This window comes from Micromonospora sp. NPDC050417, from assembly GCF_044458865.1.
Classification (GTDB): Bacteria; Actinomycetota; Actinomycetes; order Mycobacteriales; family Micromonosporaceae; genus Micromonospora_G.
In genome coordinates this window covers 16,960-41,174 of sequence record NZ_JBITIH010000024.1, presented here as the reverse complement: position 1 = coordinate 41,174, position 24,215 = coordinate 16,960, and the positions used below count along the sequence as shown (strand labels likewise).

At 71.1% G+C, this 24,215-nt stretch carries 24 protein-coding genes; 12 read left to right on the top strand and 12 right to left on the bottom strand.

Annotation, left to right across the window (positions count from 1 at the left end):
* The first annotated feature begins 72 nt into the window (after positions 1 to 72).
* The 3 genes from ACIBF5_RS26810 to ACIBF5_RS26800 are packed head-to-tail and all read left to right on the top strand — an operon-like array spanning position 73 to position 3,305.
* Positions 73 to 1,782, top strand: a complete 1,710-nt coding sequence (locus tag ACIBF5_RS26810; protein WP_396815648.1) for an MFS transporter — start codon at positions 73 to 75, stop codon at positions 1,780 to 1,782.
* Positions 1,779 to 2,414 (top strand): futalosine hydrolase, encoded by a 636-nt coding sequence (locus ACIBF5_RS26805; RefSeq protein WP_396815647.1) that lies wholly within the window; start codon positions 1,779 to 1,781, stop codon positions 2,412 to 2,414. Before ACIBF5_RS26810 ends, ACIBF5_RS26805 begins: the two co-directional genes overlap by 4 nt.
* A gap of 51 nt (positions 2,415 to 2,465) precedes the next feature.
* On the top strand, positions 2,466 to 3,305 hold the full coding sequence (locus ACIBF5_RS26800) for a 1,4-dihydroxy-6-naphthoate synthase (protein ID WP_396815646.1): 840 nt from the start codon (positions 2,466 to 2,468) through the stop codon (positions 3,303 to 3,305).
* On the opposite strand, the gene ACIBF5_RS26795 is transcribed toward ACIBF5_RS26800, so the two are convergent.
* Together ACIBF5_RS26795 and ACIBF5_RS26790 are read right to left on the bottom strand one after the other, a co-directional pair.
* Positions 3,266 to 3,652 carry a cold-shock protein gene (locus ACIBF5_RS26795; RefSeq protein ID WP_396815645.1) on the bottom strand — a complete coding sequence of 129 codons (387 nt, stop codon included), beginning with the start codon at positions 3,650 to 3,652 and terminating at the stop codon, positions 3,266 to 3,268. The genes ACIBF5_RS26800 and ACIBF5_RS26795 overlap by 40 nt on opposite strands.
* Before the next feature lie 36 nt (positions 3,653 to 3,688).
* Positions 3,689 to 4,309: an HAD family hydrolase gene (locus ACIBF5_RS26790; RefSeq protein ID WP_396815644.1), complete on the bottom strand. Its 621-nt coding sequence runs from the start codon at positions 4,307 to 4,309 to the stop codon at positions 3,689 to 3,691.
* Positions 4,310 to 4,400: 91 nt separating this feature from the next.
* Here ACIBF5_RS26790 and ACIBF5_RS26785 point away from each other — a divergent pair, with 91 nt between their 5' ends.
* Positions 4,401 to 6,890, top strand: a complete 2,490-nt coding sequence (locus ACIBF5_RS26785; RefSeq protein WP_396815643.1) for a helicase-associated domain-containing protein — start codon at positions 4,401 to 4,403, stop codon at positions 6,888 to 6,890.
* Between the two features lie 29 nt (positions 6,891 to 6,919).
* On the opposite strand, the gene ACIBF5_RS26780 is transcribed toward ACIBF5_RS26785, so the two are convergent.
* A complete protein-coding gene (locus ACIBF5_RS26780; protein WP_396815642.1) occupies positions 6,920 to 7,123 on the bottom strand; it encodes a hypothetical protein in 204 nt (67 codons plus the stop codon).
* Positions 7,124 to 7,550: 427 nt separating this feature from the next.
* On the opposite strand from ACIBF5_RS26780, the gene ACIBF5_RS26775 reads away from it, so the two are divergent.
* On the top strand, positions 7,551 to 9,260 hold the full coding sequence (locus ACIBF5_RS26775) for a DNA repair helicase XPB (RefSeq protein WP_396815641.1): 1,710 nt from the start codon (positions 7,551 to 7,553) through the stop codon (positions 9,258 to 9,260).
* 13 nt (positions 9,261 to 9,273) lie between these two features.
* On the opposite strand, the gene ACIBF5_RS26770 is transcribed toward ACIBF5_RS26775, so the two are convergent.
* From ACIBF5_RS26770 to ligD (ACIBF5_RS26760), 3 genes are all read right to left on the bottom strand, one after another.
* Positions 9,274 to 10,008 (bottom strand): helix-turn-helix domain-containing protein, encoded by a 735-nt coding sequence (locus ACIBF5_RS26770; protein ID WP_396815640.1) that lies wholly within the window; start codon positions 10,006 to 10,008, stop codon positions 9,274 to 9,276.
* Positions 10,009 to 10,250: 242 nt separating this feature from the next.
* Positions 10,251 to 11,180 (bottom strand): non-homologous end-joining DNA ligase, encoded by a 930-nt coding sequence (gene ligD, locus ACIBF5_RS26765; RefSeq protein WP_396815639.1) that lies wholly within the window; start codon positions 11,178 to 11,180, stop codon positions 10,251 to 10,253.
* On the bottom strand, positions 11,170 to 12,111 hold the full coding sequence (gene ligD, locus ACIBF5_RS26760) for a non-homologous end-joining DNA ligase (RefSeq protein WP_396815638.1): 942 nt from the start codon (positions 12,109 to 12,111) through the stop codon (positions 11,170 to 11,172). The genes ligD (ACIBF5_RS26765) and ligD (ACIBF5_RS26760) overlap by 11 nt, the downstream gene beginning before the upstream one ends.
* A gap of 86 nt (positions 12,112 to 12,197) precedes the next feature.
* On the opposite strand from ligD (ACIBF5_RS26760), the gene ACIBF5_RS26755 reads away from it, so the two are divergent.
* The 4 genes from ACIBF5_RS26755 (at position 12,198) to ACIBF5_RS26740 (ending at position 15,998) form a co-directional block, all read left to right on the top strand.
* The gene (locus tag ACIBF5_RS26755; protein ID WP_396815637.1) at positions 12,198 to 13,259 is read left to right on the top strand and encodes a Ku protein; all 1,062 of its coding nucleotides are present in this window, start codon (positions 12,198 to 12,200) and stop codon (positions 13,257 to 13,259) included.
* Between the two features lie 240 nt (positions 13,260 to 13,499).
* The gene (locus ACIBF5_RS26750) at positions 13,500 to 14,201 is read left to right on the top strand and encodes an FKBP-type peptidyl-prolyl cis-trans isomerase (RefSeq protein ID WP_396815636.1); all 702 of its coding nucleotides are present in this window, start codon (positions 13,500 to 13,502) and stop codon (positions 14,199 to 14,201) included.
* 221 nt (positions 14,202 to 14,422) lie between these two features.
* Positions 14,423 to 15,559, top strand: coding sequence for a glutathione-independent formaldehyde dehydrogenase (locus ACIBF5_RS26745; protein WP_396815635.1), 1,137 nt, complete (start codon positions 14,423 to 14,425; stop codon positions 15,557 to 15,559).
* 37 nt (positions 15,560 to 15,596) lie between these two features.
* Entirely contained in the window at positions 15,597 to 15,998 is a 402-nt protein-coding gene (locus ACIBF5_RS26740; RefSeq protein ID WP_396815634.1) for a heme-binding protein, read from the top strand.
* A gap of 27 nt (positions 15,999 to 16,025) precedes the next feature.
* Here the strand turns inward: ACIBF5_RS26740 and ACIBF5_RS26735 are convergent, their stop codons facing one another.
* From ACIBF5_RS26735 to ACIBF5_RS26725, 3 genes are all read right to left on the bottom strand, one after another.
* A complete protein-coding gene (locus ACIBF5_RS26735) occupies positions 16,026 to 16,940 on the bottom strand; it encodes an NADP-dependent oxidoreductase (RefSeq protein WP_396815633.1) in 915 nt (304 codons plus the stop codon).
* Between the two features lie 321 nt (positions 16,941 to 17,261).
* Complete coding sequence (locus ACIBF5_RS26730) at positions 17,262 to 18,041, bottom strand: SDR family oxidoreductase (protein ID WP_396815632.1); 780 nt, start codon at positions 18,039 to 18,041, stop codon at positions 17,262 to 17,264.
* Complete coding sequence (locus ACIBF5_RS26725; RefSeq protein ID WP_396815631.1) at positions 18,038 to 19,864, bottom strand: glycoside hydrolase family 15 protein; 1,827 nt, start codon at positions 19,862 to 19,864, stop codon at positions 18,038 to 18,040. The genes ACIBF5_RS26730 and ACIBF5_RS26725 overlap by 4 nt, the downstream gene beginning before the upstream one ends.
* A 244-nt stretch (positions 19,865 to 20,108) precedes the next feature.
* Here ACIBF5_RS26725 and ACIBF5_RS26720 point away from each other — a divergent pair, with 244 nt between their 5' ends.
* Positions 20,109 to 21,134: an NADPH:quinone reductase gene (locus ACIBF5_RS26720; RefSeq protein WP_396815630.1), complete on the top strand. Its 1,026-nt coding sequence runs from the start codon at positions 20,109 to 20,111 to the stop codon at positions 21,132 to 21,134.
* 57 nt (positions 21,135 to 21,191) lie between these two features.
* Here the strand turns inward: ACIBF5_RS26720 and ACIBF5_RS26715 are convergent, their stop codons facing one another.
* Positions 21,192 to 21,440, bottom strand: a complete 249-nt coding sequence (locus ACIBF5_RS26715) for a hypothetical protein (protein ID WP_396815629.1) — start codon at positions 21,438 to 21,440, stop codon at positions 21,192 to 21,194.
* Between the two features lie 275 nt (positions 21,441 to 21,715).
* Here ACIBF5_RS26715 and ACIBF5_RS26710 point away from each other — a divergent pair, with 275 nt between their 5' ends.
* Together ACIBF5_RS26710 and ACIBF5_RS26705 are read left to right on the top strand one after the other, a co-directional pair.
* A complete protein-coding gene (locus ACIBF5_RS26710; protein WP_396815628.1) occupies positions 21,716 to 22,168 on the top strand; it encodes a ribonuclease domain-containing protein in 453 nt (150 codons plus the stop codon).
* A 70-nt stretch (positions 22,169 to 22,238) separates the two neighbouring features.
* Positions 22,239 to 22,640, top strand: a complete 402-nt coding sequence (locus ACIBF5_RS26705) for a barstar family protein (RefSeq protein ID WP_396815627.1) — start codon at positions 22,239 to 22,241, stop codon at positions 22,638 to 22,640.
* A 19-nt stretch (positions 22,641 to 22,659) separates the two neighbouring features.
* Here the strand turns inward: ACIBF5_RS26705 and ACIBF5_RS26700 are convergent, their stop codons facing one another.
* On the bottom strand, positions 22,660 to 23,127 hold the full coding sequence (locus tag ACIBF5_RS26700; RefSeq protein ID WP_396815626.1) for a hypothetical protein: 468 nt from the start codon (positions 23,125 to 23,127) through the stop codon (positions 22,660 to 22,662).
* 68 nt (positions 23,128 to 23,195) lie between these two features.
* Positions 23,196 to 24,149: a DUF559 domain-containing protein gene (locus ACIBF5_RS26695; RefSeq protein WP_396815625.1), complete on the bottom strand. Its 954-nt coding sequence runs from the start codon at positions 24,147 to 24,149 to the stop codon at positions 23,196 to 23,198.
* Positions 24,150 to 24,215: the final 66 nt, after the last annotated feature.

Below are 24,215 nucleotides of genomic sequence, written 5' to 3'. Positions count from 1 at the left end.
GGCAGGGACTCCCCGCAGACGTTCTCGCGGCACATCCTCCGGGGTTGCGCCGGATGGGCGAGGATGGTGCACATGCCGCTGTTCAACCGCCCCAGGGGGTCGTTCCTCGGGCGTGCCCTCGGTACGACGATCCGTGGCACCCGCGCGCTCCTGCGCGGCACGTTCCGTGGCGGGGCCTGGATCACCCGGGGCGCCGGGCGGGTACGGACCCGGGGGGCCGGAGGCGAAACCGGGATGGTGCGCCTCTTCGACCTGCACGCCGTCTCGTGCGCCGGTGACGTCCTGATCACGATCGGCCTGGCCGGAACGATCTTCTTCAACGCCCCGCTCGGCGAGGCGCGCGGCAAGGTCGCCCTCTACCTGTTGGTGACCATGGTCCCGTTCGCGCTGCTCGCCCCGGTGGTCGGCCCGCTGCTCGACCACTTCCGGCACGGCCGCCGGTACGCCCTCGCCGCCACCATGCTCGGCCGTGCCTTCCTGGCCTGGTTGATCTCCGACTACATCCACGGATTCGGGCTCTACCCGGCCGCGTTCGGCGTACTCGCCCTCTCCCGGGCGTACGGCGTGGCCCGGTCAGCCGCCGTTCCCCGGCTGCTTCCCGAGGGCATCGGCCTGTCCCAGGCCGGTGCCCGCGCCAGCGTGTACGGCACCATCGCCGGCACCGTGGTCGCGCCCCTGGGGCTGGCCGCGTTCTGGGTGGGTCCACAGTGGCCACTCCGGGTCGCCTCGGTCATCTTCCTGGTGGGCATGGTGATCGCGCTGCGGCTGCCGCCCCGGGCCGACTCCGAGCCCCCGGAGGCGGTGCCCCGGCCGATCCGCGCCATCTGGCGGGGCCGCCAGGAACGGGCACTCGGGCGGGGCGCACCGGGCGGGCGGCTGGTGCTCGCCTCCCTGGCCGGCGGTGCCACCCTGCGCGGCCTGTACGGCTTCCTCCTGCTCTTCCTCGCCTTCGCGATCAAGGCCGGCGACGTGACCACGGAACTGCTCGGCCGGAAGCTCTCCGACCAGGCCGCGCTGGGACTGGTCGGTGGGGCACTGGCGGTCGGCACCTTCCTCGCCACCGCGCTCGGCACCCGGCTTCGCATCCACCGCCCGATCGCGCTGCAATCGAGCGGTCTGGTTATCGTCGCCGCGCTGGCAGTGCTCGCCACGGTCCGGTTCTCCCTGCTCACGGTCGCCCTGCTCTGCCTGGTCACCGCCCTGGTCAGCGGCGTCGCGAAGCTCGCCGTGGACGCCTCGATCCAGGAACGGATCCGGGAACGGTCCCGGGCCAGCGCCTTCGCCCACTCGGAGACCGCCCTCATGCTGGCCTTCGTGGCCGGCGGCGCGCTGGGCCTGATCCCGTTCGACGGCCGGGTCGGCATCGCGGTGCTCAGCGGCCTGGCCACGCTCGCCGCCGTACGCGCGGTCGTGGTCGCGGGGCGGCTGCGGGGCGAGAAGCTGCACGGCCGGGCCATCCCGGACGCCGAGCAGGAGGCCGCCGACCAACAGGCCGCCGCCGAGCAACAGGCCGCCGCCGACCAACAGGCCGCCGCCGACCAACAGGCCGCCGCCGAACGGGCCGCCCAGGAGCGGGCGACGGAGCCGGCGGCGGCCGAGACGCGTACCGTCACCGAGCCCGCCACCGCATCGGCATCGGCATCGGCATCGGCCCAGAACGGCAACCTGGCAGGCAGTGCGCCGCCCGGCTACCACATCTACCGGCCGTCGTCGGCCGTACCGGGGCCGGGCGCCGGCGACGACACCCGCCAACCGCACGAACCCCGGGAGCCGAGAACATGAGTGCTGGACTGCTGATCGTCACCGCCGTGCCGGCCGAGGCGGAGGCGGTACGCGCCGGGCTGACCAGCACCACGGTCACGGTCGCGCCGGTCGGAGTGGGTCCGGCCGCCGCCGCCGCCGGCACCGCCAGATTGCTCGCCCTCGCCGAGGCGGGCGGGCACCCGTACCAGGCGGTGATCAGTGCCGGGATCGGCGGCGGCTTCCCGGACCGGGCCGCGCTCGGCACGATCGTGCTGGCCACCCGGAGTATCGCCGCCGACCTCGGCGCCGAGTCACCGGACGGCTTCCTCCCCCTGGACGAACTGGGCTTCGGCCCCTCGACCGTCAGCGCCGACCCGGCGTTGCTGGATCGGCTGCGGCAGGCGCTGCCCCGAGCCACCGTCGGGGCGGTGACCACCTGCAGCACCGTCACCGGAACCGCGGAAAGTGCCCGCGCGCTCGCCGCCCGGTACCCGGACGCGGTAGCCGAGGCGATGGAGGGGTACGGGGTGGCGACCGCCGCCGCGCAGGCCGGCGTCCCCTTCGCCGAACTGCGTACCATCTCCAACCCGGTCGGTCCCCGGGACCGGGGCGCGTGGCGGATCACCGAGGCGTTCGACGCCCTCCGCAGCGCCGCCGCCGCACTGCACTGACCTGGTACGGCCCCCGCGTCGCAGCGATCCACCGGGGTTTACGGTGGGGACGTGGCACTTTCACTGGCTTTCTCGCCCTGCCCGAACGACACCTTCGTCTTCCACGCCCTGGTGCATGGTCTGGTGCCCGGGGCACCGCCGGTCGAGGTGACCTACGCGGACGTGGACGTCACGAACACCGCCGCGCAACAGGGCGCGTACGACATCGTGAAGGTGAGCTACGCCGCCCTGCCCTGGCTACTCGACGACTACCAGTTGCTGCCGTGCGGTGGTGCGCTGGGGCGCGGTTGCGGGCCACTGGTGCTGACCCGGGGCGACCGGACCGACCTGACCGGGGCGACCGTCGCGGTGCCCGGCGACCGGACCACCGCGTATTTGCTGTTCCGGCTCTGGGCCCAGGGGCAACAGCCGGCACGGATCGAGGTGGTGCCGTTCCACGAGATCATGCCCGGGGTCGCGGCCGGTCGCTACGACGCCGGTCTGGTGATCCACGAGGCCCGGTTCACCTACCACCGGCACGGGCTGACCGCACTGGTGGACCTCGGTGAGTGGTGGGAGTCGGACACCGGGCTGCCGATCCCGCTCGGTGCGATCCTGGCCCGCCGCGGCACCGTGGATCCGGTGGCCGCGGCGGACTGGATCCGCGCGTCCGTACGGCAGGCGTGGGCCGACCCCGCCGGCACCCGCGAGTACGTGCTGGCGCACGCGCAGGAGATGGAGCCGGACGTGGTCAACCAGCACATCGCGCTCTATGTGAACGAGTTCACCGCAGACCTCGGCGAGGACGGTTACCGGGCGGTGGACGCCCTGCTCCGCCGGGCCGCGGTCGCCGGGTTGACCCCGGCGGCGCCTCAGATCTCCAGCTCGCTGGCGACCGCGTGGACCAACTGAGCAACGGTCTGCGCGGTCTTCTTGTCCGGGAACCGGCCGCGCCGCAGATCGGGCTGGATCTTCGCCTCCAGCACCTTGATCATGTCCTCGACCAGCCCGTGCAGTTCCTCGGCGGGGCGGCGGCGGAGTTCCGCCATGGACGGCGGCGCGTCGAGCAGCTTGGCGGCGTGCGCCTGGGCGCCCTTGCGACTGTCCACCACGCCGAATTCGATCCGCTGACCCCCCTTGAGATCGGTGACGCCAGCGGGCAACGCACTCTTGGGTAGGAACACGTCGCCGCCCTCGTCACTGGTGACGAATCCATAACCCTTGGCCGCGTCATACCACTTCACTCGACCCGTCGGCACCTGATTGACCTCAACTTCGTATGTGGCTGATGACCCTCACAAGGCTAGCCGCAACAGGCCCGACAACGCCGCTGGGAATCCGGTGAGGTCATCGAGGACCAGCTCCGCCCCGGCCGCCCGCAGCTCATCCACATCGCACGGCCCGCTGGCGACACCGACGCCGGGCACTCCGGCGATCCGGGCGGCGGTCATGTCGGCGACGTGGTCGCCGACATAGAGCCGGGCGTCGTGCTCACGCAGCGCGGTCGCCTTCTGCTCGGCGAAGAGGTCGCCTGCGACCTCGTCCACCGGCAGGCCGAGGTGCTCCACGTGCAGCCGGGCCAGGCGGCCGAGCTTGGAGGTGACCACCAGCACCCGCAGTCCGGCCGCCTGTACCGCGGCGAGCGTCTCGGCGGCCCCGGGCAGCAGCACCGTCGGGGTGACCGCGTACGCCGGGTAGAGCGACCGGAACGTGTGCACCGCCGATTCCACCTCTTCGGGCGGGAACCAGTACGACAGCTCCTGCCGCAGCGGCGGACCGAGCCGGCTGACCGCGAGGTCCGCGTCGACCCGTACGCCGGTCCGGGCGGTCAGCTCGCGGTAGGTGGCGGCGATGCCGGGCCGAGAGTCGATCAAGGTCATGTCGAGGTCGAACCCGACCGAGGGGGTGGTCGCCATCCGATCATCGTCGCATGCCGGGCGGCCCGCGGAGTCCACCCGGCCGACCGAGGGGCGCCACCGGCACTCGGCCGGCTAGCGTGGAATGACGATGACCACCTCACTCGCCGACCACCTGCGGTCGCTGCCGGACGAAGCTCTGGCAGCGCTGCTACAACTCCGTCCCGACCTGGTCCTTCCGGTGCCGGCCGACCTCTCCGCGCTCGCCGCACGGGCCCAGGCGCGGGTCTCGGTCGCCCGCGCCCTGGACGGGCTGGACCAGTTCACCCTGCAGATCCTCGACGGCGCCCGGCTGACCCGTGATCCGTCCGACGGCACCACCTCGGTCGACGCGATCCTGGCCGTCGCGGCGGTGCCGGCGCAGGGCGCCGACCCGGCCGCGGTCCGGGGCGCGCTCAACCGGCTCCGCGCGCTCTTCCTGCTGTACGGGCCGGAGCACGCCCTCCAGGTGGTCGCCGGGGTGGACGAGGTCAGCTCGCCGTACCCGGCGGGACTGGGCCGGCCCGCGTTGGACCTGGACCCCTCCGCCGCGGCGCTCTGCGCCGACCCGGCCCGGCTGCGCCGTACGGTGCTCGCGGCGCCCCCGGCGGCGCGGGCGATCCTGGACCGGCTCGCCGCCGGCCCTCCGGTCGGCACGCTTCCGCCAAGGGCGCTGGAGGCCCCGGCCGAGGAGGCCAGCGGCCCTGACGCCGCCGGTGCCGGTTCTCCGGTGCGCTGGCTGGTCGAGAACGCCCTTTTGGTGCCAATTTCGGACACTGATGGCGGAACCGGCGGCACCGCGGTCGAGCTTCCCCGTGAGATCGGGCTGCTGTTGCGCCGTGACTCCGGCCCGCTCGGTCCGATGCAGCCGTTGCCGCCCGCGCTCGGCACCGCCGCGTTGCGGGAGCCGAAGGCGGTCGACTCGGCCGGCGCCGGACAGGCGATGGAACTGGTCCGGCAGACCGAGTCGGTACTGGAGGCGGTCGCCGCCGAACCGCCCCCGGTGTTGCGCTCCGGTGGCGTGGGCGTACGTGATCTGCGGAGGATCGCCCGGATTGTCGGTTTGGACGAGTCGACCAGCGCGCTGCTGCTGGAGGTCGCCTACGCCGCCGGACTCCTCGGCGAGGTCGACCTGACCGGCGCCACCACCACCCGGGCCGGCGCCGACCAGCAGGTGCTGCCCACCGCGGGCTACGAGGTGTGGCGCGCCGGCTCGCTGGCCCGGCGCTGGGAACAACTCACCACGGCCTGGCTGGCGATGACCCGCCAGCCGGGGCTCATCGGGCAGCGCGACGATCGGGACCGCTTGATCACCGTGCTCTCCCCGGAGGTCGAGCGGGCCGGCACGCCGACCGCCCGCCGGGCTCTGCTCGGCGTACTGGCCGGGCTGGATCCGGGGACCGCACCCGGAGTGGACGAGGTGCTGGCACTGCTCGCCTGGCGTTCCCCACGACGCAGCCGTGGGCGGGAGGCGGCCCAACGGGAGGTGCTCACCGAGGCGGCCCGGTTGGGCCTGACCGGGCTCGGCGCGATCACCTCGTACGGCCGACTGCTGCTCGCCGACTCGACCGCCGCCGAGGGCCGGGTCGCCGCCGGCACCGACGACCCGCTGGGCGTACGGCTGGGGGCCGACGAATCCACCGGCGAGGCGTCGATGGCGGTCCGGGCACTGGACGAACTGCTCCCCGCCCCGGTCGACCACTTCCTCCTCCAAGCCGACCTGAGCATCGTGGTGCCGGGCCCGCCCGATCCCACCCTGGCTGCCGAACTGGAGGTGCTGGCCGATCCAGAGTCGGCCGGCGGGGCGAGCGTGCACCGGGTCACCGCGACCAGCCTGCGCCGGGCACTGGACGCCGGGTACGCCGCCGACGACCTGCACGCGCTCTTCCAGCGACGGTCGCGTACCCCGATCCCGCAGGGGCTGACGTACCTGGTCGACGACGTGGCGCGCAAGCACGGCGGGCTGCGGGTCGGCTCGGCCGGCGCGTACGTCCGCAGCGACGACGAGGCGCTGCTGACCGAGGTGGTCGCCGACCGGCGGTTGAGCACCATGTCGCTGCGGCGGTTGGCCCCGACGGTGCTGGCCAGCCCGTTCCAGGTGGGCCGGCTGCTCACCATGCTGCGGGAGGCCGGGTACGCACCGGTGCCGGAGGATGCCAGCGGGGCGGTGGTGCTCGCCCGGACGAAGGTCCGCCGGGCGCCGGCCCGGGTCGCGGTGGCCAATCGGGCCGCCGATCCGCTCGCCGCGCCACGACTGAGCACCCCCCGGGTGCTCGGCATCGTCGAGCAGATGCGGCGCGGTGACGCCGCCGCGCGGGCGGCCCGGCGGGCCCCCGATCCGGTACGCGGCGGGGCCGGGCGTACCGGCGGCGCCGCGACCACGGCACACGCGCACACCCAGGCACTCGCCACGCTTCAGCAGGCGATCCGGGACAAGGTGCTGGTCTGGGTCGGATACGTCGACGCGCACGGCGCGACCACCTCGCGTCTGGTCCGGCCGGTGTCGATCGGCGCCGGTTACCTGCGGGCGGAGGACGAGCGGACCGAGATGTTGCACACGTTCGCGTTGCACCGGATCACCGCGGCGGTGCTGGACGAGTAACCGTTCCCGGCCGGTACGGGCGCGGCGGGTCAGAGCCGGCTGCGCCGTACCGTGCCGACGATCGAGATCACGAGCAGCAGGGCGAAGGCCGTGCCGGCCGACTCACCCACCGAGTTGACGAAGCCCTGCCGTTCGACCAGCCAACCGAAGAGGAACCACCCGAAGAGGCCGATCGCGACCACCGTGTAGCCGACGACCGTGGCACGGGAGACCGGATCACGATCCACGGACATCGCTGCCTCCCCACGCGGACCAGCCCCGCCCCTACCAGACTGGCACCTCGGGGGCCGTGGTGACAGGGCGAAGCTGGCCGGGCGCCGGTGAGCCGTTCGCCCCCGTTGCCCTCCGTCACCCGGACCGGTTGGGTGTCCCCCGGGCATCCAACCGGCTCCGCTGACGGATCGAACGCACCTACACCGGCGCCGACCAGCACAACCGCCGCTCGGCGAGGGATCGTCGACGGTTGACCGACGTCCCACCCCGAGCGGCTGTCCATTGCTAGACGCTCAAGGGGTCCAGGATGTTGCGCGAGGTGAAGACTTTTCTTGCTTCGTTATCTGTCCGGCGGAATTCGTTACCGACCGTGCAACACTTGAGGGTCTTGTTCCGCGCCGGCTCCCGGGAGCAACCCGGACCGGCGCTGTCGAGAGGAACCTGAACGTGAGCAGTGGCCCATTGATCGTGCAATCAGACAAAACGCTGCTGCTGGAGGTCGATCACCCGGACGCGCTCGGCTGCCGGATGGCGATCGCCCCCTTCGCCGAGCTGGAACGTTCCCCCGAACACGTACACACCTACCGGCTGACGCCGCTGGGGCTCTGGAACGCGCGGGCGGCCGGGCACGACGCCGAGGGCGTGGTGGACGCCCTGTTGAAATACTCCCGCTACCCGGTCCCGCACGCGCTGTTGGTCGACATCGCCGAGACGATGGACCGGTACGGGCGGCTGCAACTGGTCAACCACCCGAGCCACGGACTGGTGCTGCGAGCACTGGACCGGATGGTCCTGATCGAGGTGGCCAAGAGCAAGAAGCTGGCCGGCATGCTCGGCGCCAAGGTCGACGAGGACACCATGATCGTCCATCCGTCCGAGCGTGGCCGACTCAAGCAGGGCCTGCTCAAGCTGGGCTGGCCGGCGGAGGACCTGGCCGGTTATGTCGACGGTGAGGCGCACCCGATCGAGCTGGCCGAGGAGGGCAAGGACGTTCCCGCCGACAAGCAGCACCCGGCCCGGCACCAGTCGGCCTGGACACTGCGGTCGTACCAGCGGGAGGCGGTGCAGACCTTCTGGGCCGGCGGGTCGGGCGTGGTGGTGCTTCCCTGCGGGGCGGGCAAGACCCTGGTCGGGGCGGCGGCGATGGCCGAGGCGAAGGCGACCACGCTGATCCTGGTGACGAACACCGTCGCCGGCCGGCAGTGGAAGCGCGAGTTGATCGCCCGTACCTCGCTGACCGAGGAGGAGATCGGCGAGTACTCCGGCGAACGCAAGGAGATCCGCCCGGTCACCATCGCGACGTACCAGGTGCTCACCGCGCGCCGGAACGGCGCCTTCACCCACCTGGACCTGTTCGGCGCCCGCGACTGGGGCCTGGTCATCTACGACGAGGTGCACCTGCTGCCGGCGCCGATATTCCGGTTCACCGCCGATCTCCAGGCCCGTCGCCGGCTGGGGTTGACCGCGACCCTGGTCCGGGAGGACGGCCGCGAGGGCGACGTCTTCTCGCTGATCGGTCCGAAGCGGTACGACGCGCCGTGGAAGGACATCGAGGCGCAGGGCTGGATCGCCCCGGCCGACTGCACCGAGGTACGGGTGACGCTGACCGACGCCGAACGGATGGCATACGCGGTCGCCGAGCCGGAGGAGCGTTACCGGATGGCGGCCACCGCCCGAACCAAGCTGCCGGTGGTGAAGGCGCTGATCGACCGGCACCGCGACGACCAGGTGTTGGTGATCGGCGGCTACATCGACCAGTTGCACCAGTTGGGCGAGTTCCTGGACGCGCCGATCGTGCAGGGGTCGACCACCAACAAGGAGCGCGAGCGGCTCTTTGACGCGTTCCGCGCGGGGGAGATCCCCACGCTCGTCATCTCGAAGGTGGGTAACTTCTCGATCGACCTGCCCGAAGCGGGGATCGCGATCCAGGTCTCCGGCACCTTCGGCTCCCGTCAGGAGGAGGCGCAGCGGCTCGGCCGGGTGCTGCGTCCGAAGGCGGACCGCCGGCAGGCGCACTTCTACACGGTGGTCTCCCGGGACACGATCGACACCGAGTACGCCGCTCACCGGCAGCGGTTCCTCGCCGAGCAGGGGTACGCCTACACGATCGTCGACGCCGACGACGTACTCGGCCCGCCGCTGCCCAGCATCGACTGACGAGTTCACCGGTTCACCGGTTCGCCGTCCGGGCTCGGGCTCGGGCGGCGATCCGGGCGATCTGTGGCTCGTCCCGCTCGACCTCGGCCAACGGCCGCACCCGCACCTCCCCGCCGCCTGTCCGGACCAGCACGGGCGACGGGAGCCGGGGCAGCAGACGTACCCGTAGCTCGCCACCGGTGGTCAACCAGCGCAGGGGGCCGGGGCGGAGCGGACTGATGTCGTAGCCGCTGAAGTCCCGCCAGCGGGGGACCCAGCGCAGACAGTTCGGTATCGCGCAGATCCAGTCGTCCAGCCTCGGCAGGTCGTCCTCGGACACCACCAGTTCGAGCCGGGTCGGCTTGATCGGCACTCCTTGCAGTGCCGCGGCGAGTTCGCCGTCGATCAGGTAATCCAGCTTCGGCGGCGCCCGCCGCCACAGCACGCCCAACTCGTAGAGAAGCGCCCCGACGACGTCGAGTTCCTCGTCGTCGTCATCGGTCTCGGCGACCGTGCCGGTGGCGCCGTCGATCGCGGCGTCCAGCTCGGCGTCGCGTTCCTCGACCTCCAACCGCAACTGCTTGCCGAGTGCGTCGAAGAGCCGCTCGACCAGGGCCGCCGTTGGCGCCGAGGTGCCGCGCTCGAAGTGCGAGACGCACTGCTGGGACACACCGGCTCGGACGGCGAGCTTCGCCTGGGTCAGCCCGGCCCCTTCCCGCTCCAACCGCAGCAGCGAGCCCAACTGCCGGGCAAGGGTCTCGTTCGGCATCGGCCGATGGTGACCGGTCCGGCGGTCCGCCCGCCACCCATTCACACCCAACTGTGGACAAGCCTGTGGACAACCCAGAATCGCGGACGTGAAGCGACTTCTTCGTACACGTTCTTTCATGTGGCTACACGGAAGAACGTGTAGAAGACTTCCGAGTGTTTTTCGCTGGCGGCCAACGGCCAACGGCCAACGGGCAACGGGCAACGGGCAACGGGCAACGGGCGCTGGGCGCTGGGCAGCCGTCAGCGGGGCAGCTTGGGGCCGGGGACGAGCAGGTCTGCCATCAGGTCGCCGTACTCCTGTGCTCTGTCCAGCACCTCGGCGGCGGTGAACTGGCGCACGGCGCCCACCTCCCCCGACGTTGCCGCTTCCACCTCGTCCCAGGTCAGCGGCGTCGACACGGCGGGCACCGCCCCGGCGCGCAGCGAGTACGGCGCCACCGTCGTCTTCGCCGCGTTGTTCTGGCTCCAGTCAATGAAGATCTTGCCGGGGCGCAGCCGCTTCGCCATCTTCGCGGTGACCAGCATCGGATCGTCCCGTTCCAACTCCTCGGCCACCCGCCGCGCATAGCCGGAGACCTCGTCCGCCGACTGCTTTCCGGCGATCGGGCAACAGAGCTGCATGCCCTTCTTGCCCGAGGTCTTCGGATAGCTGGCGACCCCGTCCTCGGCCAACCGGTCGCGCATCCGTACCGCCACCACACAGCACTCCGTCAGGGCCGCCGGCGCACCCGGGTCGAGGTCGACGACCATCAGGTCCGGGCGGGGGTCGCCCTGGCGCCTGGTGCCCACCCGCCACTGCGGGGTGTGTAACTCCAGCGCGGCGAGGTTCGCCAGCCAGACCAGGGTGGGCAGGTCCTCGGCAACCACATAGTCCAGTTCGTCCCGGCCCTTCGACGAGCCGGGCGCGGGCAGCCGCACCTGGCGTACCCAGTCGGGGGTGCTGGCGGGCGCGTTCTTCTCGAAGAAGAACGACTCCTGGACGCCGTTCGGGTAACGGATCCTGGTCAACGGCCGGTCACGCAGGTGCGGCAGCAGCACCGGAGCGATCCGGGTGTAGTAGTCGATCACCTCGCCCTTGGTGAAGCCGACCCCGGGATAGAGCACCTTGTCCAGGTTGGAGACCTCCAGCGTCCGGCTCTCCACCTCGACCCTGATCTTCTCAGCCGGCATCGTCGACATCCTCCGCCGCCTTGTCCGGGCGCAACCGGCGCAGCCTCGGAAACCGCAGCCGCCCGTCCGGGGTGCGCTGGCCGTACTTCACCTCGACCACGATCTCGGGACGTACCCAGATCGCGCCCCGGGCATCCTCGCGCGGCACCCTTTCCGCGAAGGGCGACGTCTGGACCCGGCGCGGTTCCAGCACGTCGAGCAGTTCCCGTTCGGCCGCCGCCCCGATCCCGCCGCCGACCCGCCCCCGGAAGATCAACCCACCGTCCGGCGCCGGCACGCCCACCAGCAGTCCGCCGATCCGGCGGGCGCCGGGACGCCAACCTCCGACCACAAAGTCGCCGGTCACCTCCAGTTTGACCTTCACCCAGTCCGGTGACCGCACGCCCGGGCGGTAGACCGAGTCGAGCCGCTTGGCGACCACTCCCTCCAGGCCGTGCTCACCCGCCGCCTCGTAGGTCGCGGGGCCGTCCGGGAAGACCGGCGGAGCCGCCCAGCGCGCCCCGGCCAACCCCAGGCCGTCGAGGGTCACCCGGCGCTGCCGGTACGGCTGGCCGGTCAGGTCCGCGTCGGCCAACCGCAACACGTCGAAGATCAGGTACGTCACCGGCATGCTCGCCGCCAGCCGCGCCGCCCGCCCCGGGTCGCGTACGTGCATCCGCTCGGCGAGCGCGGTGAAGGAGGGCTGCCCCCGCTCGGTCAACACCACCACCTCGCCGTCGAGCAGCGCGTCCGGCACCTGCTCGCCGAGCGGCACCAGCTCCGGGTAGGCCGCGGTGATCTCCGTACCGGAGCGGGCGTAGAGCCGGATCAGGCCGCCGGTGATCTGGGCGAGCGCGCGTACGCCGTCCCATTTGAACTCGTACCCCCAGCCGGCGCCGTTGGGCAGCTCCCCGGTGGTGGCGAGCATCGGTCTGAGCGGCGCGCCCGGCACGACATCACTCTAGGTCCGCAGGGAAACACTCGCCCCATCTTCCACCAGATGCAATCCTGGTCAATACCGGGGAAGGGAGCGGGGGAATGCGGGCTATCTGGCGGGGTGCGGTCTCATTCGGCCTGGTATCCATCGGGGTAAGGCTCTATTCGGCCACCGAGGAAAAAGACATTCGCTTCCATCAGGTGCACCGAACCGACGGCGGGCGGATCAAGTACAAACGTACCTGCTCGATCGACGGCGAGGAGGTCACGTACGACGACATCGCCAAGGGGTACGACCTGGGCGGCGGCGAGATGGTGATCCTCACCGACGACGACTTCGCCGAACTGCCGTTGACCACCTCGCACGCGATCGACGTGCTGGAGTTCGTACCGGCCGAGCAGGTGGACCCGATCCTCTACAACAAGGCGTACTTCCTGGAGCCGGACGGCGCCGCGACCAAGCCGTACGTCCTGCTCCGGGACGCGCTGATCGACTCCGACCGGGTGGCGATCGTCAAGGTGGCGCTGCGCCAGCGCGAACAGCTCGCCACCCTGCGGGTCCGGGACGGGGTGCTGCTGCTCAACACGATGCTCTGGCCCGACGAGGTACGCGTCCCCGACTTCGGCTTCCTCGACGAGGACATCTCCGTGCGCCCGCCGGAACTGGCGATGGCCAGCTCGTTGATCGACTCGATGGCCGGGGAGTTCCAGCCGGACGCCTTCACCGACGACTACCGGGCGGCGTTGCAGGAGGTCATCAACGCGAAGGTGGAGGGGCGTGAGGTGGTGCAGCCGGAGGAGGCGGAGGAGGCCCCGGCGGCGGCCGTCGACCTGATGGCCGCGCTGCGCGCCTCGGTGGACCGGGCTCGGGCCGCACGAGGCGAGGAACCCTCCGGCGGTGGGGTGGCCAAGGCCACGCCGATCTCGGCCGCGAAATCCGCCCAGCAGGCGGCCAAGGCGGCCAAGGCGGCGAAAGCTCCGGCAAAGGCACCGGCGAAGAAGACCGCCCAGAAGAAGACGACCGGAACACAATCGACCGGCGCCACTTCCGCGACCGCGAAATCCACCGGCGCGAAATCGGGCGGGGCGAAGTCCACGGGCGCCAAGTCGACCGGCGCGAAGAAGGCCACCCCGGCGAAGAAGAGCACTCGAAAATCCGCCTGAGAATGTGAGCCACGTACGAGCCGACGGGCCGACGTGCTCCGTACGGCGAGCCGGACCTCACCCGGCGGGACGCGTACGTCCGGTGCCTGGTGCACTCCGACGCCAGCCCCGGCCCAGGAAATGATCACCCGCTCCAGCGTCAAATCGCAGCCGGCCGAGTACCGTATGCAGAGCCTTTCGATCAGAACACCCCCGGGCGAGGCCGCCCGCCCCGACCTCTTCTGCAGGAGCCGACAACCCATGAGTGATCAGGTCCAGAGCCGCCCCGCGAACGTGACCGGGGACGAGGCTCCGCTGACCAAGTCCGAGAAGCGCGCCCTGGCCAAGGCCGCCAAGGCGAAGGCCGCCGCCGCGAAGCGCCGCCGGCAGGCGCTCGCTGGCGCGTTCGCCGGCCTGGCCGTGATCGCCGTGATCGTCATCGCGTTCATCGCCCTGGACAACACCGGCAAGGACGACCCGGCGGACAACGGTGTCGCCTCGGACCCCGGCGTCAGCGCCCCGGCCGACCCCGGCGCCCCCGGCGCGCAGCCGCCGGCGAACGCGGAGTTCCCGCCGCTGCCCGAGGGTGCCGACCCGGCACTGGGCCAGAAGCCGGTGGCCGCCAAGGGCACCGGCGAGGTGACCAAGCTGACCCCGACCATCCTGATCGACGGGACGGGTCCGGCGGCGCAGGCGGGCCAGCAGATCAGCGTGAACTACGTCGGTGTGACCTACGCCGACGGCAAGGAGTTCGACTCCTCCTGGAGCCGGTCCGAGCCGTTCGCGTTCCAGCTCGGTGTCGGCCAGGTCATCCCAGGCTGGGACCAGGGCCTGGTGGGCGCGAAGGTAGGCAGCCGGATCCAGCTCGACATCCCGGCGGCGCTCGCGTACGGCGAGAACCCGGCCAACGGCGCCCCGGGCGGCACGCTGCGCTTCGTGGTCGACGTACTCGGCGTGCAGTAGACGACGTAGTTGGCGTGTGGTAGACGACGTAGTTGGCGTGTGGTGGACGCCACACCCGGCGCCAGGTAGGCCCGGCGCCACGCGGAACCCCCGGAACCCTCGGAACGGCGAATGTCGCAGCTCAGCGCGGCGTTCGCCGTTCCGCATATCCAGCCTCTGTGCCCCCCTGCGGACCTAGGGTCGGTAGCAGGATCCCGGGTGTGAACAGGAGCTGAGCCGAGATGAGAGCTGTGGTCTACCACGGGGCCAACAACGTCACCGTGGAGAACGTCGAGGACCCGCGCATCGAGGACCCGAACGACGTCATCCTGAAGATCACGACTACCGCCATCTGTGGCTCCGACCTGCACATGTACGAGGGCAGAACCAAGGCACGACCGGGCATGGTCTTCGGCCACGAGAACATGGGCATCGTGGCCGAGGTGGGCCCCGGAGTGGCCCGGGTCCGCACCGGCGACCGGGTTTCGATCCCGTTCAACGTGGCCTGCGGGTTCTGCAAGAACTGCTTCGCCGGCAACACCGCGTTCTGCCTGACGGTCAACCCGAACTTCGCCGGTGGCGCGTACGGCTACGCCGCCATGGGGCCGTACCGGGGCGGGCAGGCGGAGTACCTGCGCGTCCCGTTCGCCGACTTCAACTGCCTCGCGCTGCCCCCGGGTGACGAGCATGAGGACGACTTCGCCATGCTCGCTGACATCTTTCCCACCGGCTACCACGGCATCGCCCTCGCCGACGTCCGGCCGGGCGAGTCCGTGGCGGTGATGGGCGGCGGGCCGGTCGGCCTGATGGCCGCCTACTCGGCGATGCTCATCGGCGCGGCCAGGGTCTTCGTGGTCGACCGGGTCCCGGAACGGCTGCGGCTGGCGGAGTCGATCGGGGCGATCCCGATCGACTTCAGCAAGGGCGATCCGGTGATGCAGATCCTGGACCAGACCAACGGCGACGGCACCGACAAGGGCGTCGACGCGGTCGGCTACCAGGCCCACGGGACCGGCGGGGAGGAACAGCCCGCCCTGGTGCTGAACAGCCTGGTGGAGATCGTCCGGGCGACCGGCCGGATCGGGGTGGTCGGGCTCTACCTGCCGTCGGATCCGGGTGCGCCCGACGAACACTCACGCCACGGCGAACTGCTCTTCAAGGCTGGGAAGTTCTTCGAGAAGGGCCAGCGGATGGGGACCGGGCAGGCCAACGTCAAGGCGTACAACCAGCAGTTGCGGGACCTGATCACCGCCGGTCGGGCGAAGCCGGGCTTCGTGGTGAGCAAGCGGCTGCCACTGGAGCAGGCACCGGACGCGTACGCCCGGTTCGACCGTCGCGAGGAGGGCTATTCCAAGGTCGTACTGAATCCGGCCGCCTGAACCGGCGGCGGACGCCATCACCATCGAAGGGGTGCACATGTCCGCTCTGACACTCGCCGACGCGCGGCGGTTGATCGCCGCTGCCGAGGCACGCGCCAACGAGATCGGCCAGCCGGAGAACATCGCGGTGGTGGACCAGGGCGGCAACCTGGTCGCCCATGTCCGGATGGACGGGGCCTGGATCGGCAGTGTCGACATCAGCATCAACAAGGCGTGGACCGCACGGGCGTTCGACATCGCGACCAAGGACCTGGCCGGCAACGCCCAACCCGGGCAACCGTTCTTCGGCATCCACACCACGAACGGCGGCCGGGTCATCATCTTCGCGGGCGGCATCCCGCTGCTGCGCGACGGCAAGGTGATCGGCGGGATCGGCGTCAGCGGCGGTGACGACAACCAGGACCAGACCGTCGCCGAGGCCGGCGCCGCCGCCCTCTGAGGTCTGCCGTCCCGCCCCCGGAGCCCGCTAGGGGGTCAACACGACCTTGCCGCGCACCCCGCCGGCCTCGACGATTCGGTGCGCCTCGGCCGCCCGCGCCAGCGGCAGTGTTGTCGCGACCCGGGTCCGGAGCTGTCCACTGGCGACGTCGAGGACCAGTTCCCGCAGTGCCTCCTGGTCGAACTCGATCAGGACGACCTGCTGTCGGATGCGCCGGGCCGGGTCGACCGGTGGGGTGGGCCGCGTGGTGAGCAGGACGCCTCCGTCGGCGACCACCGCCGCGGCCGGCGCGGCCACCGGGACCGCGTCCAACACCGCCGGCACCGGCCCGACCCCGGCCAGGTCGAGATCCTTCGGTACGACCCGAGCCACCCCGAGGTCGCGTACCCAGTCCTCGTCGTCGCGGCCGGCGACGGCGAGCACCCGGTGCCCGGCACGAACCGCGAGTTGCGCGGCGAAACCACCAACCCCGCCGCTCGCACCGGTGACCAGCACGGTGGAGGCGGGCGGCAACGCCATCATCCGCAGCGCCTGCCGCGCGGTCAGCGCGTTCAGTGGGACCGTGGCGGCAGCCGCCGGGGTCAGCCCGTCCGGCAGCGGTACGACCCAGCCGGTGTCGGCGGCGATCAGTTCCGCGTACGCGCCGACCGCGCCTCGGGTCCGGTACCAGGGCACCATGCCGACCACCCGGTCACCGGGTTGGTACTCGCCCTCGTCGTCCCCGACCTGGACCACCTCACCGGCGAAGTCCCAGCCGGGCAGGAACGGCGGTTCGACGGGACCGCCGGGGATGAGCCCGAGCCGGGCCGCGACATCAGCCGGGTGTACGACCGCCGCGAGCACCCGGATCAGCACCTGCCCGGGGCCGGGGACCGGGTCCGGCTGCTCAATAAGCTGCAACACCTCTGGACCGCCCTGCGCGGTCACCGCTACCGCCTGCATCGATCGGCCTCCTCAAAGAGTCAGAGGTATCGTCGGCAATCGACGTGGTGATCGCAATATCCGTGTGCTTGTCGGCGGACCGGGTGTGCGTACCGGCGACCCACCTCACCCGATCGTTATGTGGGCCCTCGACCCGGCTCGGTCGAGGCCACGGCCTCTCAGGACGGACAGGGTGAGACCCCCACCCGGTCAGCACACAGAGGTCTGCCGGTCAGGTGGGGGTCTTGCCTTCATCGGCGTACCAGGTGGTTGCCCTGGTCAAGAGCGAACCCGGATGCGGTCGGTGACGCCTCGGGCGAGAGTTCAGCGCGGTCGGACCGGTCAGGCTCCCTGGCCCTGGTTCTGCATCAGTCCACCGTCGATGAAGTAGGTCGAGCCGGTGACGTAGTCGGAGTCCGGGCTGGCCAGGAAGACGGCCACCCGGGCGACCTCGGAGGGTTCGGCGGCCCGCCGGAACGGGATGCTCTGCACCTGTTCATCGAGCACCTTGGGGTTGTCGATCGCCTCCTGGTTGAAGGGCGTGAGAACCATTCCAGGGCCGATGTTGTTCACGTTGATCCTGAGTGGGGCGACCTCCAGCGCGAGGCTGTTGGTCAGGTTGCGCAGCGCGCCCTTGCTCACGTCGTAGTCGGTGCCGCCGACCCGGGGCGTCTCCTGGTGCACCGAGGTGATGTTGATGATCTTGCCGTTTCCACCCATCTCCTTGCGGTGCCGCACGAACCGCCGGCAGCAGAAGAACGCGCCGTAGACGTTGGTCCGGATCTCGGTGTCCCAGGTGTCGGTGTCCAGATCGGAGACCGGAATGCCGGAGGAGTCGACACCCGCGTCGTTCATCAACACGTCCAAGTCGGGGAACTCGATCAGCGCCTGGTCGAACATCGCCTCGACCTGATCCTCCTGGGTGATGTCCGCCCGCACGATGGTCGCGCGCTGGCCGGCCTGCTCGACCATGTCCCGGGTGTGCATCGCGCCCTCGTGGTCGTGCAGATAGTGGACCACCACGTCGGCGCCCTCCCGGGCGAACTCGATCGCGGTGGCCTGACCGATGCCCGAGTCCGAACCGGTGATGAGGGCCTGCCGGCCGTCGAGTCGTCCGCTCATCTTCTCTCCCCCTCGGTTGATGTGTAGGCGCCGGCAGGCACACCGCCGGGCGCGTTCTCCGTGAGATGCCAGGCCCCGTTGATCACGGCCATGTGTGAGAGAGCCTGCGGAAGGTTGCCCAACGGGCCGGCGCCACGCGGATCGAACTGCTCGGCGAACAGGCCCAGGTCGTTCGCGCGGCCGGCGACGGACTCGAAAAGCCGCGTGGCGCGGTCATGCTCGCCGGCCAGGGCGAGGCAGCTCGCCAGCCAGAACGAGCAGGGGAAGAAGGTCGCCGGGTCGCCGTCCCAGCGCCGGACCAGCCCGTCCTCGCTCAAATCCCGCTCGATCCGCTCGATGGTCGCCCACATCCGTGGATCGTTCGCGGGCAGGAAACCCGCGATCGGCAGGACCAGCACCGAGGCGTCCAGCCGGTCCGACCCGAAGGCCCCCGTGTACGCGCCGACCTCGGCGTTCCAGCCCCGTTCCAGGACCTCACGACGAATCTCGTCCCGGGCCTCCGCCCACCGTCGGAGATCACCAGCACCGCCGATCCGGTCACCGAACCGGACCGCCCGGTCCAGCGCCAGCCAGCAACCGACCTTCGACGAGAGGTAGTGCCGCTCCGCGTCCCGCGCCTCCCACATACCGGCGTCCGGCAGGCGCCAGGTGGCCGCCGCCTGGTCCGCCAACGAGTGCAGCAGCCGGCAGATCGACTCCTCCATCGGGTCGAGGTAGTCCCGCAACAGCCAGGCCGCGTCGAGCACCTCACCGAGTACGTCCGACTGGCGTTGCCGCCACGCTTCGTTACCGACCAGCACCGGCTGGCTGTCGGCGTACCCGCCGAGGGTCTCAAGCGCGTGTTCGCTGAGGTCCCGCTCCCCCTCCGGCCCGTACATGATCGGCACTGGTTCCATGGTGACCCGACCAACCGACTTGGCCACCCAGTCGAAGAGCCGGCTCGCCTCGTCGGGGCAGGCCGCCACCCAGAGCGCCCGCATGGTCAGGGAGAAGTCGCGCAGCCACGCGTACCGGTAGTCGTAGTTGCGGTCCCCGCCGATCTGTTCGGGTAGCGAGGTGGTCAGCGCGGCGATGACGGCACCGCTGGGAGCGTAGGTCAGTCCCTGCAACACCAGCGAGTTGTGCCGCACCAGGTCCCGGTAGCGGCCCTGGTAGTCGTGGTGGGCCAGCCACGAGCGCCAGCCCTCCGCCGTGTCGGCGAGTGCCGTCGGTACGTCCGGCTCGGCCCCCTGCGCGTCACCGGCGTCGTAGGTCGGCGAGTGCGCGACCGCGAAACACTCCCGCTGCCCGGCGACGACGGTGAAGCGGGCCGAGGCGTCGATGTGGCTACGGTGGACCGGCACGGTCGCGGTCAGGGTGAGCGCGCTGGCACCGGCCGTCGCGATGACCCGCTGGCCTTCCACCGTCAGGTACGCCGTCACCCGGCCGTACTCGAAGCGGGGTACGAAGGACATCGTCAACGGGACGCTTCCGGAGAGACCCTCGACCGTACGCAGCAGCAGTCCCGGGGAACGTCGTCCGATCTGGTGGCCCCGCGCACCGGGCTCGAACGCGAGCGCGTCGGTGACGGCGACGCTGCCCTCGTCGGTGTGGAAGACCGTACGCAGCACCAGAGTGTCGTCGAGGTAGGCCCGTTCGACCGAGAAGTCCCGGTCTGGACGGATCGACCAGTGTCCACCACGGTCGTCCAGCAACCGCGCGAAGACCGACGGCCCGTCGAACCGCGTCGGGCACCACCAGTCCACCGACCCGTCCCGCCCGACGAGCGCACCGGTACGGCCGTCGGCCAGGAACCCGTAGTCCCCGATCCGGTTGCCCGTCACCGGACCGCCCGCCGGTCCGTCGCGTTCCCGGTGCCCGTTTCGCCGTACGTTCCGAGCAGTGTCACAACCCCTCCCCGAAGCCCCGAAGGAACTCGGGTACCCGGAGGCCGCACCGCTAACCGGCGGGTGTCCCACCGCAGTCCGTGTCCCGGCAATCAAGAACAGCCCTGGCAAATCGCGAACGGCAACGAAAGAGGCCATAAGCCGGAAAAATGGGGGCAACCGCGCCAGCCAGGGAGGCCCCATGAAGGCAGCCGTCTACACCCGTACCGGCGATCCGGCGGTGTTGGAACTGGTCGACCAGCCGGTCCCCGAACCCGACTCCGGTGAGGTACTGGTCCGGATGGCGCTTTCCGGGGTCAACCCCACCGATGTCCAGTTCCGGGCCGGCAAGGCGGGCCCACCGTCGTACGGCTGGCAGATCCCGGGCCAGGACGGCGCGGGCGTGATCGAGGCGACCGGTCAGGGTGTCGACTCGACCCTGGTCGGCGAGCGGGTCTGGGTCTGGGAGGCCGCCTCCGGACGCCCCTGGGGTACGGCCGCCGAGTACACCCTGGTGCCGTCCCGCCAGATCGTGCTGCTCGGTTCGGTGCCCTTCGAGACGGGAGCGGCCCTCGGCATCCCGTTCCTGACCGCGCACCGGTGCCTGACGGTCGGGGAACTGATGCCACGCCACCTCGACCTGGGCAGCCTGGCCGACCGTGTGGTGCTGGTCCAGGGCGGCGCGGGTGCGGTCGGCAACGCGGCGATCCAGCTCGCCCGCTGGGCTGACGCGACCGTCATCGCGACGGTCAGCACCTCGGAGAAGGCTCAACTCGCCGCCGCAGCCGGCGCCTCACACGTGATCAACTACCGGCAGCAGGACGTGGTCGCCGAGGTGAAGAAGATCGCGCCGTACGGGGTGGACACCATCGTCGAGGTGGCCGGCGACCAGAACGCCCCGATCGACGCCCAGGTGATCGGGCACGCCGGTGTCGTCGCCGCCTACTCGTTCCGGGGCGAGGAACTGACCCTGCCGGCGACGCGACTGATGCCGTCGAACGCCCGCTGGCAGTTCGTCGCGGTCTACCAGGTGCCGGCGGTCGCGAAGGCCCAAGCCGTACAGGACGTGGCCACGGCAGTGACACAGGGCGGCATCCGGGTCGGCCCGGACGCCGGCCTGCCCCTGCACTACTACCCCCTCGCCGAAGCCGCCGACGCCCACGCGGCGGTGGAGAACTCGGCGGTCGGCAAGGTTCTGATCAGCACTTCCCAGGAACAACCGGCGTAGCGACCGCCGGCACGTGTCCGGGCACCGCCGTCGATCGCCGGGTCACCGGGGTGTGGATCAGCCGCTGCGGCGGTTGCCCCACTGGCGCGGCCCCTGGACCGAACCACGGCCTCCGGACGCCTTCCCCTTGCCCTGCGGCTGCTGCTGTCGGGTAGCGCCCTTGCCCTGGGCCCGCCGGGCGGCCCGGTTCAGGAAGGTGGGCTCGGCGTCCTCGGCCGGCTCCTCGCCCTCGGCCAGGTCGGCGCCCTCGGTCAGCTCAGCCTCGATCGGGTCGTCGGTCTTGTCGTGCCCAGCCTTTTCCGGCATGGCTCACTCCCTGAAGCTGGTGGGTACGGGTCACACGACAACGCCGGACCCCGCACTGGAAAACCAGTGCAGCTTACGGCCCGACGCCGGCATGGACGCAGCGGACCGCCGTTTCGACCCGACGGGACTCCCGGCCGCGTCGCCGGAAGAGAACGGGAACATATGGTAGATCATCGATTAATTTCACCTTGGCCCCCTTTCGGGCGCAGGCATTCACTGTCGAGGATGGATCGCGACCCGCACACCCCCGCGGGACCCCGGCACTGGAGGTAACCATGACCATCTCCGTTCCGCTCCCCTCGGCTGCCCGGTTGCGACCGCAGCGACTCCTCGCCAGCTTCGCCCTGCTCACCGCCATGATCGCCGCGCTGCTGGTCGGACCGGCCGTGGTCGCCCCGTCGCACACCAGTTCCGCGTCGGCCGCCGTCTACAGCTCCTGCACCATCTCCCGGTGCGCCGACGCGCGTACCGCGCGCAGCGGCTGGGCGAGCCGCAACTTCCCCACCACCCGAGGCTGGGTGTCGTGGAGCGGCGGGCTCTCCAACTACGCCGGCGGTCGGCACATGAACTACGAGGGCCAACTGCCGACGAACGCCACCTACTACGAGTACGACGTCTACCCCCGTCAGCAGGGCGCCGCCCGGGACGCGTACCGGATCGTGGTCAACAAGGCCACCGGCGCGACCTGGTTCACCCCGAACCACTACGCCGACTTCTACCGGCTCTGACCGAGTCCGTCGTACCGTCGGGTCGGGACCAGCCCGGCCCGACGGACCACCGGTTGACCAGAGGATCGTGATGTCAGAAACGGGCGAGCGTCACCTGCCGTCGTGGCTGACCGTGTCCACCGACGCGGCACCACCCACGGGTGCGCTGGTGGTCAGCGGGACCGAGGGCCGCAGCCGGGCCGGGTTGTTCACCGGCTGGGCGGCGGCGCTGTCATTCCCGGACTACTTCGGCCACAACTGGGACGCGCTGCTGGACTGCCTACGCGACCTCGTGGCGCGGGGGCCACGGACACTGGTGGTCACCGACGCCACCGACCTGCTCGCCGACGAGCCACCCGCGCAGTTCGCCACCCTGCTGGCCGTACTCGCCTCGGCCGTCGAGGAGACGGATCAGGGGCTGCGGGTGGTCCTGCACACCCCGGCGGCGACCGCGCCCGTACTGCACCGGAGGCTCACCGCCGCGCTGCGGTGAACCGGTCGGGGCACCACGGTCACGGCAGTTCCATCGTCTGCACGATGAAGATCTCGGCCAGCGCGGCGTCCAGGTAGTCGGCGAGCGGACGACCGGTGACCGCGAGCAGGTCGGCGACGAGCAGCGGCGCGTGCCGGGCCATCGCCGCCGGCTCGACCGCCGGCGCCTCCTCCTCCGAGGGGTGTACGCCGAGCGCGGCGGTGAGGAGCAGCACCAGCACGGTCGGGTCCAGTTCCGGGAACCAGCCGAGGGCGTTGCCGGCGCACCGCTTCAGCACCGCCTGCAGGTCGTCGCTGTCCAGCCCGTCGGGGTGCCCCTCTTCGAGCAGCATCCGGACCACCCCGCCGAGCATCAGCCCGACCTGCTCCGGGTTCCGTGCGGCCAACTCCGTCACGGCCCGCTCGTACGCCGTCGCGTCGCCGGCAGCAGCCGCCGCCACCGCCTCCCCCGCGGTACGCCGGATCCGCCCCACCACCCCTGAGTCCATGCCACTCATTCAACTCGCTGTGTCCGTCTACTACCCCCGGAGGGGTAACAGGCGACCACGACCCGCTGTCACGGATGCCACCCGGCGGCTTGCAGGGCGGCACGGAGTTGCGCGACCACCTCGTCGGGGCGGTCGCGGACCACCCAGGCGGGAAAGCGGAGTATGCGCACCCCGGCCACCCACAGATCGTTCTGTCGTCGCATGTCGGCCCACCAGTGGCGGACCTCCAGGTGCTGACCGCCATCGATCTCGACCTGCACCCGCCAGTCGTCGAAGTAGACGTCGAGATAGCGGCGCCGACCTCGCGCGTCCGTACGCCGCACCTGCCGACTCGGTTCGGGCAGGCCCGCTCGCCGGCACAGTCGGAGGAAGTCCGACTCGGCGATCGAGGCGGCACCGTCACGGGCATCCGCGGTGGTGGCGAGGATCAGCCGTCTTCGGCGTGCGTTCGGCATCCGTGTCAGCACCTTGTCCACCTCGGTTCCGCTGACCAGCCGTTGCTGGAAACCGGCGGCGACGATCGCCCGCGCCCGGTCGTCGTTCGGCGCCCACTGGGCCGCGTCGACCAGTGACCGGGCCGGCATGGTGCAGGGCGGCAGCCCCATTCGGTGCACGTCGGCCGGGAGCAGGCGCCGGGTTCGGTGGACAACGACGCCGTACGGCGGGTCAAGATCCTTTCGGCTCGCGGAGATCAGGACATGCAGGGCCTCGCTGTGGTAGCCCCGGAAGCCGAGCAGTTCCAGGGCGGAGAGGCCGGCAAGGACCGCGCTCCCTACCCCGAGCACCGCTACCCAACGGCGCTGCTCGCGGGAGACGGGTCCGGTGTGGGCGAGATAGACGCCACGGCCGGCGAACTGCCACCGGCCGGACTCGATCCGGTGCTGCACCGCCTTGGGCGACAGGTGACGCAACGCCTGCCTGCGGCTGAGCACGTCCGACTGTCGGACGAGCAGGTGAGCCAGCGGTTCGGCATCGGGTGGGAGTGGTCGACGCAGGCCGGGTACGGGGTCGCGGTGCGGCACCCGCCCACCATCCCGGCCCGCTCCTCCCCTCGCCACCCTCGTCCGCCAACCTGTGGACAACTCGCA